We start from the raw sequence: 17,786 nt of genomic DNA, 5'->3' as shown, positions 1-17,786 counted from the left end.
CCTGGTGCCGTGCACGGGGACCTGCGGTTCAGCGGCGAGCTCTGGTACTGGCGCGGCCCCGCGCCCTTCCACTTCGTCACGGTGCCGCCGGAGCAGTCCGACGACATCGCCGCCGTCGCCGGGGACGTGAGCTACGGGTGGGGCTGCATCCCCGTCACCGCCCGGACGGGTGCGACGGACTGGACCACCTCGCTCTTCCCGCGCGACGGCGGGTACGTCCTGCCCGTGAAGAAGGCCGTGCGCGACGCCGAGGGCCTGGAGCTCGGGGACGTCGTCGCCGTCCGGATGACCCTCACCCCCGCGCGCGGGCCCCGTTGACGTCGGCCCTGTTGCCGCTACCCGGCTGATGGGTGAAGGTTCACGTACTTGTCGGAGCAGAGGAGAACCCGTGAGCCCCCAGACCGTCCCGTTCGTCGTCCAGGCCCAGGGGACGGGGGTCGCCCAGGACCTCACCGTCCCCGGCGACCACCCGCACACGTTCAAGGCCGACACCTACCCGTCGTTCGGCGGCCAGGACGCCGCGCCGAGCCCGCTGAGCTACGTGCTGGGCGCGCTGACGTCGTGCAACCAGGTGACGGGGAGCATCGTCGCCAAGGGCCTCGACGTGCAGCTCGGCGCCTGGTCGTTCCACGTGCAGGGCGACCTCAACCCGGCGGTCATCGGTGCGGGGGCCGAGGGGAACGCCAACTTCGACCGGGTGGCCGTCCGGGTCCGGGTCGAGACCGACGCCGACGAGGCGACGTTCGCCACCCTGCGCGAGGAGACCGAGCGGCGCTGCCCCGTGACGCAGCTGTTCAAGCGCAGCGGGCTCGTCTTCTCCAGCGAGTGGGAACGTCTCCCGCTGGCCTGACGCGGTGAGCCCCGCGGTCAGTCGCCCGCCGGCGACGGACCGCGGGGCGCCCCGGCGCCGCCGTCCGGTGCGACGAGGTCGCGCAGGACCGATGCGAGGGCGGCCAGCTCGGCGTCGGGGACGGGGAACAGGGACGTCGCCTCGGAGAACCAGACGCCGTCCGCGCACATGCGGGCCACCTGCAGCCGCGCCCGGACCTGCGGGGACAACCCGTCGAGGTCGAACCAGGTCGCCATGCGTTCCTGCCAGCGCGCCGTGAGGGGTTCGCGCAGCCGGGGGTCGGCGAACACGGCCACGTCGGAGGCGTCGAACCGCGTCGAGAGGACGAACTCCACGTAGGCCGCGGTCCGCCGGACCGGACCGGCCGTCCCGGGATCGGTGCCCAGGCGCGCCCGCAGCGCGACGTCCCACCGGTCGACGACGTCGTCGACCACCGAGAGCATGAGCTCGGCTTTGCTGCCCACGTGGTGCAGCACACCGGGTTTGGTGATCCCCACCGTCCGGGCGACGGCGTCGAGCGTCACGGGTTCGCCGTGCCGCAGCAGGTCGAGGGTGCCGTCGAGGATGTCGCGCCGGGTCGCCACAGGGGCAGGTTACCTACCGGACGGTCAGTCGAAACATGCTCCGTCACAACCCTTGACCACCGGTGGGTGCGGCCCTACGTTGACTCGCGCACTGACATACCAGTCCCGTCGACCGGGGGTCCGTCCCGACCCGGCCACAGACCACCAGGAGTCCACGTGCCTGAACTCTTCGTCGCCGGCCAGTGGCGTTCCGCTGCGGCCGGCGGGACCCGCGACGTGGTGAACCCGTTCGACGCGCAGGTGTTCGCGGTCGTCGACGAGGCGGCCGCCGAGGACGCCGAGGCCGCCGTCCTCGCCGCGCGCACGGCGTTCGACGACGGTCCGTGGGCGCGGACCCCGGTCGCCGAACGGGCCGCCCTCCTGGACCGCGTCGCCGACCTCCTGCAGCGTGACCGCGAGGAGATCGCCCGGACCGAGACGCTCGACACGGGCAAGACGCTGGCGGAGTCGCGCATCGACGTCGACGACGTCACCGCCGTCTTCCGCTACTACGCCCGCGAGGGCGTGGTGGAGGTCGACCGCACCGTCGACGTCGGCCGGCCCGAGGTGCACAGCCGCGTCGTGCACCACCCGGTGGGCGTCTGCACCCTCATCGCCCCCTGGAACTACCCGCTGCTGCAGATCTCCTGGAAGGTGGCCCCGGCGCTCGTCGCGGGGAACACCGTCGTCCTCAAGCCGAGCGAGGTCACACCGCTGACGACGGTCCACCTCGTCAAGCTGCTGGAGGAGGCCGGCGCCCCGCCCGGGGTCGTGAACCTCGTCCTCGGGGCCGGCGGTGCCGTCGGCCCGGCGCTGACGAGCCACCCCGCGGTCGACCTCGTCTCCTTCACCGGCGGTCTGGCGACCGGCCGGTCGATCGCCAAGGTGGCCGCCGACACCGTCAAGCGCGTCACCGTCGAACTGGGCGGCAAGAACCCCAACATCGTCTTCGCCGACGTCGACCTCGACGTCGCCGTCGACACGGTGCTCACGGGCGTCTTCCTGCACTCGGGGCAGGTCTGCTCCGCGGGGACGCGGCTCATCGTCGAGGAGTCGATCGCCGACGACCTCGTCGCGGGTGTGGTCGAGCGCGCCCGGCGCATCCGGTTCGGCAACGGTCTCGAGGAGGGCGTCGAGAGCGGTCCCCTCGTCTCCGCGCAGCACCGCGAGAAGGTCGAGGGGTACGTCGCCCTCGGACTGGAGGAGGGGGCGCGGCTGCTCACCGGGGGCCGCCGCCCGGACGCCCCGGACCTGCAGCGCGGGTTCTTCCTCGAACCCACCGTGTTCGACGGTTGCGACCGCAGCATGCGGATCGTCCAGGAGGAGACCTTCGGGCCGATCCTCACCGTCGAGCGGTTCCGCACCGAGGAGGAGGCGGTGTTCCTCGGGAACGACACGACCTACGGCCTCGCCGGGGCCGTGCAGACCCTCGACGTCGACCGGGGCGAGCGCGTCGCGGCCGCCCTGCGGCACGGCACGGTCTGGATCAACGACTTCGGCCCCTACGTGCCGGAGGCCGAGTGGGGCGGGCAGCGGATGTCCGGCAACGGCCGGGAACTCGGACCCGCCGGTCTCGCGGAGTACCGCGAGACCAAGCACGTGTGGCGCACCACCCGGCCGGCGGCCCCGGGGTGGTTCCAGGGCTGACACCGGCCGGCGCACGGACCGCAGGAGAACTCTTCGATCACACGGAGGCACGGTGGAACCCACTGGTGGTGGTACGGCAGCGGCCGAGGACTCGCACGGTCTGGACGAGTACGGCTACAAACCCGGCCTCGAGCGCAGCATCGGTTCCTTCGCCAGCTTCGCGGCGGGCGTCAGCTACATCTCGATCCTGACGGGCACGTTCCAGCTCTTCTACTTCGGCTACGGGACGGCCGGGCCGAGCTACCTGTGGTCCTGGCCGGCCGTGTTCGTCGGGCAGCTCATGGTCGCCCTGTGCTTCGCGGAACTGTCCAGCCGCTACAGCGTCGCCGGGTCCCTCTACAACTGGACGAAGCGGCTGGCGTCGCCGACCGTCGCGTGGGCCGCCGGGTGGACGATGCTCGTCGCGTCCGTCGTGACGCTCGCGGCCGTCGTGCTCGCGGTGCAGCTCACGCTGCCGCAGCTGTGGCCGGGGTTCCAGTTCTTCGGGGACGGCACGAACGCCACCGACTACGCGCTCAACGCCGTCGTGCTGGGCACCGTCGTCGTGGTGTTCACGACCCTCGTCAACGCCTTCGGCGTCAAGCTCATGTCGCGCATCAACTCCACCGGGGTGTTCGTCGAGCTCATCGCGGCCGTCGTCATCATCGTGCTGCTCGCCGTCCACATCACGCGCGGACCGGAGGTCGTCCTGGAGAACCGCGGGGTCGGGGTGGACCACTCCGGCGGGTACCTCGGGGCGTTCCTCGTCGCGGCGTTGGCGTCGGGTTACGTCATGTACGGGTTCGACACGGCCAGCTCCCTCGGTGAGGAGACGAAGGACCCGCGGCGCACCGCCCCCCGGGCCGTGCTGCGGGCCGTGGTCGCCTCCTTCGTGCTCGGCGGCCTCATCCTGCTCTTCGGCCTCATGGCCGTCCCGAACCTCGACGACCCGGAGCTGGCCTCCTCCGGCGGCGGGTTGCAGCACCTCGTCCTGTCCACCGTCGGCTCCGGGTTCGGCAAGCCGTTCCTCGTCTGCGTCGTCGTCGCCGTCCTCGTCTGCTCGCTCGCCGTCCACACCGCGACGATCCGCATGATGTTCGCGATGGCCCGCGACAACAACCTGCCCGCGGGGGCCAAGCTCGCCCGGATCAGCCCCAAGCACCGCACGCCCGTCGTCCCGGCCGTGGTCGTCGGCGTGCTGGCCGTCGTCATCCTCGTCGTGAACGTCGGTCAGCCGCAGATCTTCCTCGTCCTCACGAGCCTGGCCGTCGGGATGATCTACCTCGCCTACCTGCTGGTGACGATCCCGCTGCTGGTCGCGCGGTTGCGCGGTCGCTGGCCGGCCCCCATGCCCGACGGGTCGAAGGCGCCGTTCACCCTGGGCCGCTGGGGTCTGCCCGTCAACGTCGTCGCCGTCCTGTGGGGCGTGGGGATGATGGTGAACCTCCTCTGGCCGCGGGCCGAGGTCTACAACCCGGCGGCACCGTTCCACTGGTACCTCAAGTGGGGTGCGCTGCTGTTCATCGCCGTCGTCGTCGGCGGCGGGATCGTGTACTACCGGTTGCGGCTGCGGCACCACTCCGGCGTCCTCGCCGACCACGCCAGCACGCCCACCGTCACCACCGGGTCCTCGAGCCCCGGCCTCTCGACCATCGTCGACCCGCAGGAGAAGGAGGGTCCGCTGTGACCTCGCAGACGTCCACCCCCGTGGACGAGTTCGACTACGTCGTCGCCGGTGGCGGGACGGCCGGGTGCGTCGTGGCGGCCCGGCTCTCGGAGGACCCGGACGTCACGGTGTGCCTGCTCGAGGCCGGCCCGTCCGACGTGGGCGACCCGAACGTCCTCGTCCTGGAGGACTGGATGCACCTCCTGGACTCCGGTTACGACTGGGACTACCCCGTCGAACCCCAGGAGAACGGGAACTCGTTCCTGCGCCACGCCCGGGCCAAGGTGCTCGGCGGGTGTTCGTCGCACAACTCCTGCATCGCGTTCCACCCGCCCGCCGAGGGGCTGGACGCCTGGGAGGCACTGGGCTGCACGGGCTGGGGTGCGAACAGCGTGCTGCCGCTCGTGCGCCGGCTGGAGAACAACGCGGCCGGCGGCCCGCACCACGGGACGTCGGGTCCGGTGCGGTTGCGCGACGTCCCCCCGAACGACCCGTGCGGGGTCGCGCTGCTGCAGGCGGCCGCGGCCGCCGGGCTGCCGACGGTGCAGTTCAACCGCGGGACGACGGTGCGCAACGGCGCCGGCTGGTTCCAGATCAACGCCGGCGAGGACGGCACCCGCATGTCCACCTCGCACGCCTACCTGCACCCGGTCATGGGGTCCCGGCCCAACCTCACGGTGCGGACCGGGTACTGGGTCGAGCAGCTCGTCCTCGAAGCCGGTCCCGACGGCGCACCGCGCGCCACCGGGGTGAAGTTCCTGTCCCCGGACGGCATCCACCACGGCGAGGTGCGGGCCCGGCGCGAGGTGGTCCTGTCGGCGGGGTCCATCGACACCCCGAAGCTGCTCATGCTGTCTGGCATCGGTCCGGCCGCGCAGCTGCGGGAGTTCGGCCTGGACGTCGTCGTGGACTCCCCCGGGGTGGGGGAGAACCTCGACGACCACGTCGAGGGCCTCGTGTTCTGGGACGCGCTGCAGCCGATGGTGACGCGGTCCTCGCAGTGGTGGGAGATCGGCGTCTTCGCCACCACCGAGGTCGCCGGCCCGGACGCCGCGCTGCCGGACCTGATGATGCACTACGGCTCCGTGCCGTTCGACATGAACACCGTCCGCTGGGGCTACCCCACGACGGACAACGGGTTCTGCCTCACGCCGAACGTGACGCAGGGGAAGTCCCGCGGGACGGTGCGGTTGCGTTCGCGCGACTTCCGCGACCGCGCCAAGGTCGACCCCCGCTACTTCACCGACCCCGAGGGCCACGACCTCGCCGTCATGACCGCGGGGGTCCGGCTGGCGCGGCGCATCGTCGAGCAGGCCGAGATGGCCGGCTGGGCCGGCGCGGAACTCGCGCCCGGCAAGGACGTCGTCACCGACGACGAGATCGCCGACTACGTCAAGAAGACGCACAACACCGTCTACCACCCCAGCGCGACGGCGAAGATGGGGCCGGCCTCGGACCCCCTCGCAGTCTGCGACCCCGAACTCCGCGTCCGCGGGGTGCAGGGCCTGCGGATCGCCGACGGGTCCGTCATGCCGTTCCTGCCGGCGGTCAACCCGAACATCCTCACGATGTCCATCGGGGAGAAGTGCTCGGACCTGCTGAAGGCCGCGGGCTGAGGGACGTCGGAGCAGGGGTGTGCAGGAACGCTGCAGCCATCCGTCCGGAACGGTGCCCGCGCCGTCGGTCTCCCGGCGTGTCGCGGGACGGGTGCAGCGTTCCTGCACACGACGTCGCCCTCGCCCCCTGGCCGCGGTCGTCGTCGCTGCGAGGATGACCGCGTGCCGACCTCCCCCTGGCCCGCCCGCTCCGGCGCCCTCGTCCTGCGGGACCCGCGCCCCGACGAGCTCGACGAGCTGCTCGCCCTCCGCAACGACCCGGCGGTGAACCGCTGGATGCTGACGACCCGCTCCGAACCCGCCGCGTTCCGCCGCGCCTGGCTGGCCGTGCCGGACTCCGACACCGACTTCTCGTGCGTCGCCGAGCTCGACGGGCGGGCCGTCGGGCTGGGGTTCCTCGACGTCGTCGACGGGATGGGTCAGCCGGGGATGCCGACGCGGACCCAGGCCGGGATCGGCTACGTGCTGACCCCGGCCGTGTGGGGGCGGGGTCTCGGCAGCGATCTCGCCCGCGGCCTGCTGTGGGCCGCCTTCGACGTGCTGGGGCTGCGCCGGGTGACGGCCGGCTGCTACGCCGACAACCCCGCGTCGGCCCGTGTCCTGGAGAAGGCCGGGATGCGCCGCGAGCAGCACGGCGTGCAGGACTCCTGGCACGCCGAGCTGGGCTGGGTCGACGGGTACGAGTACGCCCTCCTGGCCCACGAGTGGGCGGCGCTGCGCGGTGCGGAGGGGTCGGCGTGAGGCGGTGCTGAGCACCCTGCTCGTCACCCACCCGTGGGTGACGCCCCTGCTCCTCGCGGCGGTCGTCGTGGTCGGGCCGTTCGCGGGGGCGTGGCTGGTCCGGCACCGCCGGCTCGCCGTCGCCCTCACGGTGCTCGCCCTCGTCCCCGTCGCGGCCCTGACGCTGCTCCCCGTCGACCGCGAGCTCTACGCCCGGTGCGTCGCGGAGTGGGCCCTGCCCACACCGGCGCGGGTCGAGTCCTTCGCCAACCTCGTCCTCTTCGTCCCGCCCGTGCTCCTCGCCGGGGTGGCGACCCGACGGTGGTGGGTCGCCGCGGTGCTGGGCAGCGCGACGTCGGCCCTCATCGAGGTCGTCCAGGCGCTCCTGCCGGCCCTCGGCCGCTCCTGCGACACGGGCGACTGGCTCGCCAACACCCTCGGCTCGGTCGTCGGAGGGGTGCTGGCCCTCGTCGCGTTGCGCCTCGCCGCCCGGCGACGCCCCGTCTGACGCACCCCTTCCGCACCCACAGCCGGTCCCACGTGGGTGCAGCCGTGGGACCGGCCGCGCGGTCGTCAGGACGACGCGCACCCCGGTCCCACACCCGCACCCGTGGGGACACCCACGCTGGGCCCTACTCCCAGCCGCCCGCCGCGACGACCTCGGCCACGACCCGCTGCCCGTCCGCCGGCAGGTCCCGCAGCGGTCGCGGCAACCCCGCCCGCGGCACGACCGCCAACTGCTCGGCGAAGGCCGCGGCGACCCGCACGCTGCCGTGGGCGGCGGCCACCGGCCACAACGGCGCGAGCCGCGCGGCGATCTCGTCCACCTGCGCGTCGTCACCCGCCGCGACCGCCGCCGCGAGCGCCACGCAGGTCCGCGGCACGACGCCCGCGACGACGGAGTACCAGGTGTCGCACCCGGCCCGCAGTCCCCGCACCCCGTGCGCGTCCCCGGAGACACCGAGCGTCACGTGCGCGGGCAGCGCGGCGCGCAGCCCCGCGAGCCAGGTCCGGGCGGCGTCGACGTCCTCGGGCACGCCGGGGAGCTTCACCGACCCCACGCCCGACAGCTGCGCGACCCTCGACCGCAACTCGTCGGAGAACGCGAACCCCGTCGTCCGCGGGTTGTCGTAGACGCACACGGGCACCGACGTCGCCGCCGTGACGTCCTCGTAGAGCCCGAACACCTCCTCGTCGCTGAGCGGCTGGTACGAGACCGGTGCCAGCAGCAGCGCGGCGGCGCCCGCCCGCTCGGCGTCCTCGGCGGCGGCCAGCACCTCGCGCGTGCTCAGCGCCCCGATCCCGACGAGGACCGGCACCCCGCCCGCCGCCTCGACGGCCAGCCGCGCGAGCCGGGCCCGCTGCGCCCGGTCGAGGTAGGCGTAGCTCCCGGTCGACCCCAGCGCGCCGACCGAGTCCACACCCGCGGCTGCACTGCGCTCGACCAACGAGGTGAAGCCCCGTTCGTCGACGACGTCGCCGTCGAACGGGCTGAGGACGAAGGCGGACAGCGGGCCGAACACAGGACCTCCCGGGGTGGCGTCCCCCCGGAGGGTACCGAGGCGCTTGAACGTCGAACTGCAGGTCGACCCGTCCCGTGCCAGCCTGCCGCCATGACGAGCACCCCCACCCCCGTCGCCACGACCGGGGTCAGCCACGTCCGGCTCACCGTCCGCGACCTCGCCACGTCGCGCCGCTTCTACGACGCCCTCTTCGGCTGGGACGTCGCCTACGAACTGCCCGCCGACGCCGACGAGGCGACCCGCGAGCAGCTGTGGTTCCTCTTCGGCGGCGTCATCTACAGCACCCCCGGCGGGGGGCTGCTCGGCCTGCGCCCGGTCGCGTCGGCGGACGACGCGTTCTCCGAGGACCGCGTCGGGCTGGACCACCTCGCCCTCGCCGTCGCCGACCGCGCCGCCCTCGACGCGGCGGTGGACACCCTCGACGCGCTCGGTGCCTCGCACGGCGGCGTCAAGGACGCGGGCGGCCTGTGGATCCTCGAGTTCCGCGACCCCGACGGCATCGCCCTGGAACTGGCCGCGCCGAAGGGCTGACCTCACTCCACGGGCAGCTCGTAGACGGCCGGCCGCAGCTGCCCCCAGCCGGTGGACGACTCCGCGAACCAGTCCTGCAGCCGGTCCGCGAGGTGCGCGGCGATCTCCTCGTCCGAACCCGGCGGGTCCAGCTCGTGCGGTTCCGGTCGCCACCACGGCGACGGCAGCCAGTCGACGTACCGCTCGCCGGGGGTGTCGAGGACGACCCACACGTCGCCGTCGCGACCGTCGACGCCCCGGTGCACGCTCAGCCGGTCGACCTCGTGGGGCCGCAGCATCCCGCGGACCACGGGGTCGACGACCCGGCGACGCAACGCGGCGAGGTCGGGGTCCTCGGCGTCGGTGACCGGCCCCGGTCGGGGTGAGCACTGGCTGGGCAGCGGGCGGACGTTCAGCTCGACGTTCCACCACGACCGGTGCGCGGGTTCCTCCACCCGCTCATCTCACCCCCCGACCAGCCGCCGCCGCAACTCCCCGGCGTACCGCCGCACCGCCGTGACGAGTTCCGCCCGCCGCCCGTCGTCCACCCCGCTGCTCTCGAACGTCACCGCCAGGCTCGCGACGGGCCACCCGGCCCGGTCCGTGACGGCGACCGCGACGGAGGCGAACCCCGCGGTGATCTCCCCGTCCTCGACGGCGAACCCCCGCTGCCGCGTCCGCACGAGCTCGGCGCGCAGGTGCCGCAGCGTCGTCGCTCCCCGTCCGTCCAGGGCGGCCGCGTCGGGGAACAGCGCCCGCACCTGCTCGCGCGGCAGCTCTGCGAGCAGCGCCCGCCCGCTGGCCGTGAGGTGCGCGGGCAACCGCACGCCGACGTCGGTGACGAGCGCCGGACGCCGCGGCGCGCGCTCCTCCACGAGGTAGACGACCTCGCGCCCGACGAGCACCGCGAGGTGCGCGGACTCCCCGACGCGGTCCACCAGCGCGGCCAGCACGGGCCGCCCCAACCGCGTCACGGGTTCCTGCCGGACGTACCCCGAGCTCAGCTCGAACGCCGCGATGCCCAGCCCGTACCGTCGTGCCTCGGGGAAGTGCAGGACGAACCCGTGCTCGGCCAGTTCCCCCAGCAACCGGTAGACGCTCGACCGGGGCAGGTCCAGGGCCCGCGCGAGCGTCGCGGCGGCCACCGGTCCCTGCTGCGCGGCCATGAAGGACAGGATCCGCAGCGCCGCCCCGACGGTCGGCGCACCCGCTGAGGACGACACCCCTGGAGTGTCCAGCATCCTGGACACCGACGCCGCGCGGGACGCTGACGCGGGCCTGTCCGCGCTGCAGAGTGAGGGACGTGAAGAACGTCCTCGTGACCACCGGACCGGTGAGCGTCGCCGACGTCGTCGCGGTCGCCCGCCACGGCGCCCGCGTCGAGCTCGACCCGGCGGCCCTCGCCGCCGTCGAGGAGTCCCGCGCCCGCATCGAAGCCCTCGCCGACGACGTCGAACCCCACTACGGCATCTCGACGGGGTTCGGGGCCCTGGCCACCAAGCACATCCCCGCCGACCAGCGCACCGCGTTGCAGCGCAGCCTCGTCCGCTCGCACGCGGCCGGTTCCGGCGCCGAGGTGGAGACGGAGGTCGTCCGCGCCACGATGCTGCTGCGCCTGTCGACCCTCGTGACGGGCCGCACCGGCGTCCGCGCCCGTACCGCGCAGGCCTACGCCGACCTCCTCAACGCCCACCTCACCCCCGTCGTCACCGAGTACGGCTCCCTGGGCTGCTCCGGCGACCTCGCCCCGCTCGCGCACTGCGCGCTCGCCGTCATGGGTGAGGGCCACGTCCGCACCCGCGACGGCGAGCTCCACGCCACGGCCGACGCCCTCGCCGCCGCCGGGCTGGAACCCGTCGTCCTGGCCGAGAAGGAGGGCCTGGCCCTCATCAACGGTACCGACGGGATGCTCGGCCAGCTCGCCCTCGCGCTCGACACCCTGGACGTCCTGTTCGCGACGGCCGACCTCGCCGCGGCCCTGTCCGTCGAGGCCCTGCTGGGCAGCGACGCCGTGTTCGCCGACGACCTGCAGCAGCTGCGACCCCAGCTCGGCCAGCGTGTCGCCGCGGGGAACATCCGCCGGGCGCTCGCGGACTCGCCGATCGTCGCGAGCCACCAGGGCCCGGAGTGCACCCGCGTCCAGGACGCGTACTCGTTGCGCTGCGCCCCGCAGGTCCACGGCGCCGGTCGCGACACCGCCGCGCACGCCCGCGCCGTCGCCGAACGGGAACTCGCGTCCGCCGTCGACAACCCCGTCGTCACGCTCGACGGCCGGGTCGAGTCGAACGGGAACTTCCACGGCGCCCCCGTCGCCTACGTCCTGGACTTCCTCGCCATCGCGGTCGCCGACCTCGCCAGCATCTCCGAGCGACGCACCGACCGGTTCCTCGACAAGGCCCGCAACCAGGGACTGCCGCCGTTCCTCGCGCACGACGCCGGTGTCGACTCCGGTCTGATGATCGCCCAGTACACGGCCGCGGGGATCGTGTCGGAACTCAAACGTCTCGCCGTCCCCGCGAGCGTCGACTCCATCCCGAGCTCGGCCATGCAGGAGGACCACGTCTCGATGGGCTGGGCCGGGGCGCGGAAGCTGCGCCGGTCGCTCGACGGCCTCACCCGCGTGCTCGCGATCGAGGTGATGACCGCCACCCGCGCCCTGGACCTGCGGGCACCCCTGGAACCCTCGCCCGTCACGGGTGAACTCCTGCGCCTCGTCCGCACCGTCGTCGAGGGCCCCGGCCCCGACCGTTTCCTCGCCCCCGAGATCGAGGCCGTCACGGGTCTCGTCGCCTCGCGGCAGCTCGTGTCCGCCGCCCGTTCCGTCACCCAGATCGACTGAGGAGAACCCCATGTCCGGTCCGCGTCCCGTCCGCGCCCACCGCGGGAACGAACTCCACACGAAGAGCTGGCAGACGGAGGCCCCGCTGCGGATGCTCATGAACAACCTCGACCCCGAGGTCGCCGAACGCCCCGACGACCTCGTCGTCTACGGCGGCACCGGCAAGGCGGCGCGGTCCTGGGAGGCCTACGACGCCATCGTCCGCACCCTGGAGACCCTCGAGGACGACGAGACGCTGCTCGTCCAGTCCGGCAAACCCGTCGGGGTGTTCCGCACCCACGCCTGGGCACCGCGCGTCCTCATCGCGAACTCCAACCTCGTCGGCGACTGGGCCACCTGGCCGGAGTTCCGCCGCCTCGAGGCCCTCGGTCTGACGATGTACGGCCAGATGACCGCCGGGTCGTGGATCTACATCGGCACCCAGGGGATCCTCCAGGGGACGTACGAGACGTTCGCGGCCGTCGCGGACAAGTGCTTCGGCGGAACCCTCGCCGGCACCATCACCCTCACCGGCGGCGCCGGCGGCATGGGGGGCGCGCAGCCGCTCGCCGTGACCCTGAACGAGGGGGTCGTCCTCGTCGTCGACGTCGACCGCGCCCGGCTGCAGCGCCGCGTCGACCACGGCTACCTCGACGAACTGGCCGACGACCTCGACGACGGCCTGGCCCGGGTCGTCGCCGCCCGCGACGCCCGCCGTCCGCTGTCCGTCGGTGTCGTCGGGAACGCCGCCACGGTGTTCACGGAACTGCTCGACCGCGGCGCGCCCATCGACGTCGTCACCGACCAGACGTCGGCGCACGACCCGCTGAGCTACCTGCCCGAGGACGTCACCGTGCAGGAGTGGCACGAGCTCGCGGCCAAGGACCCCGAGGAGTTCACCCGCCGCTCGCGCGAGGCGATGGCCAAGCAGGTCAAAGCGATGGTGGAGTTCAAGGACCGCGGCGCCGAGGTGTTCGACTACGGCAACTCGATCCGCGAGGAGGCCCGCCTCGGCGGGTACGACCGCGCGTTCGAGTTCCCCGGGTTCGTCCCGGCCTACATCCGCCCGCAGTTCGCCGAGGGCCGCGGACCCTTCCGGTGGGCCGCGCTGTCGGGTGACCCCGCGGACATCGCCCGCACGGACCGCGCCATCCTCGAACTGTTCCCCGACGACGAGAAGCTGCGCCGGTGGATCACCGCGGCGGGGGAGAAGGTCCACTTCGAGGGTCTGCCCGCGCGCATCTGCTGGCTCGGTTACAAGGAACGCCACCTCGCGGGGCTGAAGTTCAACGAACTGGTCGCCAACGGCGAGATCTCCGCGCCGATCGTCATCGGTCGCGACCACCTGGACTCGGGGTCGGTGGCCTCCCCGTACCGGGAGACCGAGGCCATGGCCGACGGCTCCGACGCCATCGCCGACTGGCCGCTGCTCAACGCGCTGCTGAACACCGCGTCGGGGGCGACGTGGGTGTCCCTGCACCACGGCGGTGGGGTCGGCATCGGCCGGTCGATCCACGCCGGTCAGGTCACCGTCGCCGACGGAACCCCGTTGGCCGCGGAGAAGATCGAGCGCGTCCTCACGAACGACCCCGGCACGGGCGTCATGCGGCACGTCGACGCCGGCTACGACCGCGCCGCCGAGGTGGCCCGCGAACGCGGTCTGCGCGTCCCCATGTGGGAACGGTGACCTTCCACGCGGAAGCCGCCTGGATCGACGGCGGGGTCGTCCGCGACGTGCGCCTCGAGGTGGCGGCCGGCCGGATCACGGCGCTCACCCCGGGCGTCGCCGCCGAACCCGGCGACGAGGTGCTGACGGGCGTGGTGTTCCCCGGGTTCGCGAACGCGCACTCGCACGCGTTCCACCGCGCCCTGCGCGGCCGCACCCACGGCGACGGCGGGACGTTCTGGACCTGGCGCACCGCGATGTACGCGGTGGCCGGGCGCCTCGACCCCGACTCCTACCGGGAGCTGGCGACGGCCGCGTTCACCGAGATGGTCCTCGCGGGCTTCACCGCCGTCGGGGAGTTCCACTACCTGCACCACCGCCCCGACGGCACCCCGTACGACGACCCGAACGCCATGGCGCTGGCCCTGCGCGACGCGGCGCGGACGGCGGGGATCCGTCTCGTCCTGCTCGACGCCCTCTACCTCACCTCGGCTCCCGGCGAACCCGTCCTGCCCGAGCAGCGCCGGTTCTCCGACGGCGACGCCCGGGCGTGGGCCCGTCGGGTCCGGCAGGTCCCGACGGACGAGTTCTTCCGCGTCGGCGTCGCCGCCCACTCGGTGCGCGCCGTCGGCCCGGCCGACCTCTCGGTCGTCGCCGAGACGGCCTGGGACCTCGGCGGCCCGGTCCACGTCCACCTGTCCGAGCAGCCCGCCGAGAACGAGGCCTGCCGCCGCGCCTACGGCTGCACCCCGACCGAACTCCTCGACCGCGCCGGCGCCCTCAGCTCGGCCCTGTCCGTCGTGCACGCCAACCACGTCACCGACGCCGACGTCGCGCTCCTCGGCGCGCGGCAGGCGTCCGTGGTGGCGTGCCCGACGACGGAGGCCGACCTCGGCGACGGGGTGGGCCGCGCCCGCGCGCTGGCCGATGCGGGGTCCGTCCTCGCCCTCGGCACCGACCAGCACGCGGTCGTCGACCCGTTCCTGGAGACCCGCGGTCTGGAGGCCGCGGCCCGGCTGGGGTCCCTGCGGCGCGGTGTCTTCGACCCCGCCGACCTCGTCGCGGCCCTCACGACCGGCGGCCACCGCAGCCTCGGCCTGGAGGGCGGGACGATCGCCGTCGGCCAGCCGGCCGACCTCGTCGCCGTCCGCACCGACTCCGTCCGCACCGCGGGGTCCGAGCCGGCGCAGCTCGCGCTGACGGCCACCGCCCAGGACGTGAGCGACGTCGTCGTGGCGGGAGAGGTCCGCGTCCGCCAGGGTGTGCACGGTGCGGTGCGGGAGGACCGCGTCGCCGAGGTCCTGCGGAGGTTCGCGTGAGCACGCTCTACACCGGCATCGCCGAACTCACGACGAACGACCCCGGACGCGCCACGGCCGAGGACCCGTTGGGGCGGATCCGCGACGCCGCGCTCGTCGTCGACGACGGGGTCGTCGCGTGGACGGGACCGGCCCGCGAGGCCCCCGACGCCGACGACCGGATCGACGTGTGCGGGCGGGCGGTGCTCCCGGGCTGGGTGGACTCGCACTCCCACCTCGTCTTCGCCGGTGACCGCACCGACGAGTTCGAGGCCCGGATGGCGGGGCGCCCGTACGCGGCGGGGGGCATCGCGACGACCGTCGCCGCCACCCGCGCGGCGACCGACGCGGAGCTGCGCCGCGGCCTGCGCCGACACGTCGCCGAGGCCCGCGCCCAGGGCACGACGACGCTGGAGACGAAGACCGGCTACGGCCTCACGCCGGCCGAGGAACTGCGCGCGGCGCTGCTGGCGGCCGAGTTCACCGACGAGGTGACGTGGCTCGGGGCCCACATCGTGGCCCCCGGGCAGGAGCCGGCCGACTACCTGGCCGAGCTCGTCGGAGCGCAGCTGGAGGCCGTGCGCGCTCACGTGCGCTGGGCCGACGTGTTCTGCGAGACGGGTGCCTTCGACGAGGAGCAGTCCCGCACGGTCCTGCTCGCCGCCCGGGCCGCGGGGCTCGGACTGCGCGTTCACGGCAACCAGCTCGGGCAGGGGCCCGGGGTCCGGTTGGCCGTCGAGGTCGGCGCCGCCAGCGTCGACCACTGCAACCACCTCTCGGACGCCGACGTCGACGCCCTCGCCGGCTCCGACGTCGTCGCGACCGTGCTGCCCGCCTGCGACCTCTCGACCCGCCAACCGCTCGCGCCCGCCCGCCGACTGCTCGACGCGGGTGCCACCGTCGCGATCGCCAGCAACTGCAACCCCGGCTCCAGCTACACGAGTTCGGTGGCGTTCTGCGTCGCGACGGCCGTCCTGCAGATGGGCCTCACCGTCGCCGAGGCGGTGCACGCGGCCACGGCCGGGGGCGCCCGCGCGCTGCGCCGCACGGACGTCGGCCACCTGTCCGTCGGGGCCCGCGCCGACCTGCACGTCCTCGACGCCCCGTCCGTGACGCACCTCGCCTACCGGCCGGGGGTCCCCCTCACGCACTCCGTGCACTGAACGGCCGGTGAACGCCCCGCCGCTGCGCCATGCTGCGAAGGTGGTCGCGGTCTTCGACACCCCCGAGCTCGTGCTGCACGAGCACGAGCAGCCGTTCTCCCACCGCCACCAGTACGAGGTGCTCGGCGCGGACGGGACCGCGCTGGCCGCCGTCGAGGAGGAGCTGCGGCCGGGGTTCCTCGGGCACGTGAGGTCGTCCCGCTCCGTCGTCCTCGTCGCCGGCGACCCGGTGCTCTTCGTCGAGCGGCCGGGAGGTCCCGGCCGGCAGGACTTCCACGCCGTGCGGCCCGACGGCACCGAGCTGGGCCGCGTGCGGCAGGAGAACTCCTGGGGCGCGCCCCGTTTCGAGCTCGCCACCCTCGATGGCGTCCTCGCCCGCCTGACCGGCGGGGCGTGGGGCGGCCGCGAGTGGACGGTCACCCTGCACGCCGATCCGCGACCGACGAGCCTGCGCAAGGGCGGGGACCTGCTGGGCGGGGTGCAGCGACGGCCCCGGTCCCTGCGTCGCGCGCTCGTCGACGCGGACGAGTTCGTGCTCCGCACGGACCCGACGCTCGAGCGCGACCTGCGGGCGCTCCTCCTCGTCGGGGTGATCGCCCTGGACTTCGCACGGGACCTGCAGAAGAGCTCGGGGGACTGACGTGGTGCTGGGACGCAGGGACGAGCACGGGAGTCGGCGCAGGCGACGCCGCGAGGTGGCCGGTGAGGTGGTCGAGGGGGCGAGCGACGCCGTGGACCTGTTGTCCCTGGGGTGGGCCGTCGTGAAGCTCCCGTTCAAGGTCGTCGGCGCGGTCTTCGACGCCTTCACCTGACGGAACCGCGGGGGAGCCCCCCGCGGGTGGGAGGATCGGACGGTGACGACCGCCCCCGCCTTCGGCCTGCTCCTCGACGTCGACGGACCGATCGCCAGCCCCGTGACGCGGTCGATCAGTGCCCCCGGCCTGCTCGACAGCCTCCTCGAACTCCTCGCCGCGGGGATCCCGGTCGTCTTCAACACGGGGCGGTCCGACGCGTTCCTGCGCGAGCAGGTCGTCGGTCCGGTGCTCGCCGCGGGCCTGCCGGCCGCGGCCCGCTTGCACGCCGTCTGCGAGAAGGGCGCGGTGACCTTCAGCGTGACGGCCGACGGCATGGGCCCGGTCGAGGTCGACGAGGCCGTCGCCGTTCCGCGCGAGGCCGTCGACCGCCTGGAGGCCCTGGCGCGCACCGACTTCGCCGACGTCCTCTTCGTCGACGGCGGCAAGCGGGCGATGGTGTCGCTGGAGCAGCGCCTCGACGTCGACTCCGCCACCTACCTCGCGCGCCAGCCCGACTACGAGAAGGCCGCGCTGCAGGTCTTCGCCGACCTCGACCTCGGCGTGACGTGGAAGGGCGCCACCCTGCCCGACGCCCGCGGCGCGGTGGACTGGCGGATCGACCCGACGATCATCTCCACCGACATCGAGTCCGTGCTCCTCGGCAAGGACCGCGGGGCCGAGATGGCCCTGCGGATGCTCGCGCGCGACGGCGAGATGCCCCGGGCCTGGCGCACGGTCGGCGACTCCCGCACCGACTACGCGATGGCCGACTGGCTGCACGCCCAGGGCCACGACGTCGTGCACGTCGACGTCCGTCCCGCCGACGGCGTCCCCACGACCCCGTACCCCGTCCTGGAACCCCGGCACACCGTCCACGACGTGGCCGGTGCGGCCTGGCTGGCCCGCCTCGCCGCCGTCGTGCGCGGCGAGGCGGCGGACGACCGGGACTTCGACGTCCACGTAGGCTCCTGAC

The 17,786-nt window shown here is 73.9% G+C and carries 19 protein-coding genes; 15 read left to right on the top strand and 4 right to left on the bottom strand.

The window, feature by feature from the left end:
- The first annotated feature begins 9 nt into the window (after window positions 1-9).
- Window positions 10-318, top strand: a complete 309-nt coding sequence (locus AB0637_RS19040) for a DUF1905 domain-containing protein (protein WP_366174254.1) — start codon at window positions 10-12, stop codon at window positions 316-318.
- A gap of 70 nt (window positions 319-388) precedes the next feature.
- Window positions 389-850, top strand: a complete 462-nt coding sequence (locus AB0637_RS19035; protein ID WP_366174253.1) for an OsmC family protein — start codon at window positions 389-391, stop codon at window positions 848-850.
- A 17-nt stretch (window positions 851-867) separates the two neighbouring features.
- On the opposite strand, the gene AB0637_RS19030 is transcribed toward AB0637_RS19035, so the two are convergent.
- On the bottom strand, window positions 868-1,434 hold the full coding sequence (locus tag AB0637_RS19030) for a TetR/AcrR family transcriptional regulator (protein ID WP_366174252.1): 567 nt from the start codon (window positions 1,432-1,434) through the stop codon (window positions 868-870).
- 156 nt (window positions 1,435-1,590) lie between these two features.
- Here AB0637_RS19030 and AB0637_RS19025 point away from each other — a divergent pair, with 156 nt between their 5' ends.
- The 5 genes from AB0637_RS19025 (at window position 1,591) to AB0637_RS19005 (ending at window position 7,549) form a co-directional block, all read left to right on the top strand.
- Window positions 1,591-3,060, top strand: a complete 1,470-nt coding sequence (locus tag AB0637_RS19025) for an aldehyde dehydrogenase family protein (protein WP_366174251.1) — start codon at window positions 1,591-1,593, stop codon at window positions 3,058-3,060.
- 52 nt (window positions 3,061-3,112) lie between these two features.
- A complete protein-coding gene (locus tag AB0637_RS19020; RefSeq protein ID WP_366174250.1) occupies window positions 3,113-4,726 on the top strand; it encodes an APC family permease in 1,614 nt (537 codons plus the stop codon).
- Window positions 4,727-4,746: 20 nt separating this feature from the next.
- Window positions 4,747-6,321, top strand: a complete 1,575-nt coding sequence (locus tag AB0637_RS19015) for a GMC oxidoreductase (protein WP_366174279.1) — start codon at window positions 4,747-4,749, stop codon at window positions 6,319-6,321.
- 162 nt (window positions 6,322-6,483) lie between these two features.
- Window positions 6,484-7,062, top strand: a complete 579-nt coding sequence (locus AB0637_RS19010) for a GNAT family protein (RefSeq protein ID WP_366174249.1) — start codon at window positions 6,484-6,486, stop codon at window positions 7,060-7,062.
- 4 nt (window positions 7,063-7,066) lie between these two features.
- Window positions 7,067-7,549 (top strand): VanZ family protein, encoded by a 483-nt coding sequence (locus AB0637_RS19005; protein ID WP_366174248.1) that lies wholly within the window; start codon window positions 7,067-7,069, stop codon window positions 7,547-7,549.
- 124 nt (window positions 7,550-7,673) lie between these two features.
- Here AB0637_RS19005 and AB0637_RS19000 read toward each other — a convergent pair whose 3' ends face one another.
- The gene (locus AB0637_RS19000) at window positions 7,674-8,564 is read right to left on the bottom strand and encodes a dihydrodipicolinate synthase family protein (RefSeq protein WP_366174247.1); all 891 of its coding nucleotides are present in this window, start codon (window positions 8,562-8,564) and stop codon (window positions 7,674-7,676) included.
- 90 nt (window positions 8,565-8,654) lie between these two features.
- Here AB0637_RS19000 and AB0637_RS18995 point away from each other — a divergent pair, with 90 nt between their 5' ends.
- Window positions 8,655-9,095 carry a VOC family protein gene (locus AB0637_RS18995; RefSeq protein WP_366174246.1) on the top strand — a complete coding sequence of 147 codons (441 nt, stop codon included), beginning with the start codon at window positions 8,655-8,657 and terminating at the stop codon, window positions 9,093-9,095.
- Window positions 9,096-9,097: 2 nt separating this feature from the next.
- Here AB0637_RS18995 and AB0637_RS18990 read toward each other — a convergent pair whose 3' ends face one another.
- Window positions 9,098-9,529 carry a hypothetical protein gene (locus AB0637_RS18990; RefSeq protein ID WP_366174245.1) on the bottom strand — a complete coding sequence of 144 codons (432 nt, stop codon included), beginning with the start codon at window positions 9,527-9,529 and terminating at the stop codon, window positions 9,098-9,100.
- Window positions 9,530-9,538: 9 nt separating this feature from the next.
- Window positions 9,539-10,315, bottom strand: coding sequence for an IclR family transcriptional regulator (locus AB0637_RS18985; RefSeq protein WP_366174244.1), 777 nt, complete (start codon window positions 10,313-10,315; stop codon window positions 9,539-9,541).
- Window positions 10,316-10,368: 53 nt separating this feature from the next.
- Here AB0637_RS18985 and hutH point away from each other — a divergent pair, with 53 nt between their 5' ends.
- Genes hutH through AB0637_RS18950 form a run of 7 tightly spaced genes read left to right on the top strand, consistent with a single transcriptional unit; the run spans window position 10,369 to window position 17,785 of the window.
- Entirely contained in the window at window positions 10,369-11,913 is a 1,545-nt protein-coding gene (gene hutH, locus AB0637_RS18980; RefSeq protein WP_366174243.1) for a histidine ammonia-lyase, read from the top strand.
- Between the two features lie 10 nt (window positions 11,914-11,923).
- Window positions 11,924-13,579, top strand: coding sequence for a urocanate hydratase (hutU, locus tag AB0637_RS18975; protein ID WP_366174242.1), 1,656 nt, complete (start codon window positions 11,924-11,926; stop codon window positions 13,577-13,579).
- Window positions 13,576-14,877: a formimidoylglutamate deiminase gene (locus AB0637_RS18970; RefSeq protein ID WP_366174241.1), complete on the top strand. Its 1,302-nt coding sequence runs from the start codon at window positions 13,576-13,578 to the stop codon at window positions 14,875-14,877. Before hutU ends, AB0637_RS18970 begins: the two co-directional genes overlap by 4 nt.
- Complete coding sequence (gene hutI / locus AB0637_RS18965; RefSeq protein ID WP_366174240.1) at window positions 14,874-16,019, top strand: imidazolonepropionase; 1,146 nt, start codon at window positions 14,874-14,876, stop codon at window positions 16,017-16,019. Before AB0637_RS18970 ends, hutI begins: the two co-directional genes overlap by 4 nt.
- 7 nt (window positions 16,020-16,026) lie before the next feature.
- The gene (locus AB0637_RS18960) at window positions 16,027-16,659 is read left to right on the top strand and encodes a hypothetical protein (RefSeq protein WP_366174239.1); all 633 of its coding nucleotides are present in this window, start codon (window positions 16,027-16,029) and stop codon (window positions 16,657-16,659) included.
- A gap of 4 nt (window positions 16,660-16,663) precedes the next feature.
- Window positions 16,664-16,831 carry a hypothetical protein gene (locus AB0637_RS18955; RefSeq protein WP_366174238.1) on the top strand — a complete coding sequence of 56 codons (168 nt, stop codon included), beginning with the start codon at window positions 16,664-16,666 and terminating at the stop codon, window positions 16,829-16,831.
- A 42-nt stretch (window positions 16,832-16,873) separates the two neighbouring features.
- Complete coding sequence (locus AB0637_RS18950) at window positions 16,874-17,785, top strand: hypothetical protein (RefSeq protein ID WP_366174237.1); 912 nt, start codon at window positions 16,874-16,876, stop codon at window positions 17,783-17,785.
- The last annotated feature ends 1 nt before the right edge of the window (window position 17,786 follow it).

This window comes from Kineococcus sp. NPDC059986, from assembly GCF_040702905.1.
GTDB lineage: Bacteria > Actinomycetota > Actinomycetes > Actinomycetales > Kineococcaceae > Kineococcus.
Note: the sequence above shows the minus strand (reverse complement) of the source record. Positions and strands in the feature narration are given on the sequence as shown.